At 60.8% G+C, this 1,686-nt stretch carries 1 protein-coding gene; it reads right to left on the reverse strand.

Annotation, left to right across the window (positions count from 1 at the left end):
• Positions 1-11: 11 nt before the first annotated feature.
• Positions 12-1,686 (reverse strand): urocanate hydratase (gene hutU, locus AACG97_RS00145; protein WP_338463218.1); only part of this gene is annotated, 1,675 nt, incomplete at its 5' end.

The following is a 1,686-nucleotide window of genomic DNA, read 5'->3' on the forward strand; positions in this document are numbered from 1 at the left end:
CGCCGGAGAAATTAGTCCGCAATCATTGGCAAGTTGAGTCCTTGCTCTCTGGCGCATTCAATCGCGATGTCATAACCCGCATCCGCATGGCGCATCACACCGGTGGCCGGGTCGTTGCTCAGTACCCGGGCGATGCGCTCCGCCGCTTCATCGCTGCCGTCGCATACAATGACGACGCCGGAGTGCTGGGAGAAGCCCATCCCTACGCCGCCGCCATGGTGCAGGGAAACCCAGGTCGCGCCACTGGCGGTATTCAGCAGCGCGTTCAGCAACGGCCAGTCGGACACCGCGTCTGAGCCGTCCTGCATCGCTTCCGTTTCGCGGTTAGGGCTGGCAACGGAGCCGGAGTCAAGATGATCGCGGCCGATCACGATCGGTGCCGACAGCTCGCCGCTGCGGACCATTTCGTTAAACGCCAGGCCCAGCCGGGCGCGCTGTCCCAGGCCGACCCAGCAGATCCGCGCCGGCAGCCCCTGGAAGCTGATGCGCTCTCTGGCCATATCCAGCCAGTGGTGGAGGTGTTCGTCATCGGGTATCAGCGCTTTAACTTTCGCGTCGGTACGGTAGATATCCTGCGGATCGCCGGAAAGCGCCGCCCAGCGGAATGGGCCAATCCCCCGGCAGAACAGCGGACGAATATAGGCGGGAACAAAGCCTGGGAAGTCAAAAGCGTTTTCCACCCCCATCTCTTTCGCCATCTGGCGGATGTTGTTGCCGTAATCGAAGGTAGGAATGCCCTGCTGCCTGAAGGCGAGCATGGCTTTAACGTGTTCGGCCATTGAGGATTTCGCCGCGTTGATCGTCTCCACCGGGTGGGACTGCGCGCGAGCGCGGTAGTCTTCCCAGCTCATGCCCAGCGGCAGATAACCGTTGAGAGGATCGTGTGCGCTGGTCTGGTCGGTCACCATATCCGGGCGCACGCCGCGTCTTACCAGCTCCGGTAAAATTTCCGCCGCGTTGCCATGCAGCGCGATGGATACCGCTTCTCCTTTTGCGGTATAGCGGGCGATGCGGGCCAGGGCGTCATCCAGATCGCTGGCCTGCTCATCGACATAGCGGGTACGCAGACGGAAGTCGATACGCGACTGCTGGCATTCAATATTCAGCGAACAGGCTCCCGCCAGGGTTGCGGCCAGCGGCTGAGCGCCGCCCATCCCCCCCAGGCCCGCAGTCAGCACCCAGCGTCCGCGCAGGCTACCGTTATAGTGCTGGCGCCCGGCTTCCACAAACGTTTCGTAAGTGCCCTGAACAATGCCCTGGCTGCCGATGTAGATCCATGAGCCGGCCGTCATTTGCCCGTACATCGCCAGACCTTGTGCATCAAGCTCGTTGAAGTGCTCCCAGTTTGCCCAATGCGGTACGAGGTTGGAGTTGGCGATCAGCACCCGCGGGGCGTTGTCGTGGGTTTTGAAAACCCCCACCGGTTTGCCGGACTGGATCAGCAGCGTTTCATCATCATTGAGCTGCTTCAGCGTCTCCACGATCTTGTCGTAGCATTCCCAGTTACGGGCCGCCCGGCCAATACCGCCGTACACCACCAGCTCTTTTGGATTTTCGGCTACATCAGGATCCAGGTTGTTCATCAGCATGCGCAGCGGCGCCTCTGTGAACCAACTTTTTGCGTTCAGCTTAGTGCCTCGCGGGGCTCTTATTTCAACATCGCGAAAACGGGTTGCTTGTTTACTC

The organism is Pseudomonas sp. Nvir, assembly GCF_963778085.1.
In the GTDB taxonomy this organism is placed as follows: domain Bacteria; phylum Pseudomonadota; class Gammaproteobacteria; order Pseudomonadales; family Pseudomonadaceae; genus Aquipseudomonas; species Aquipseudomonas juntendi.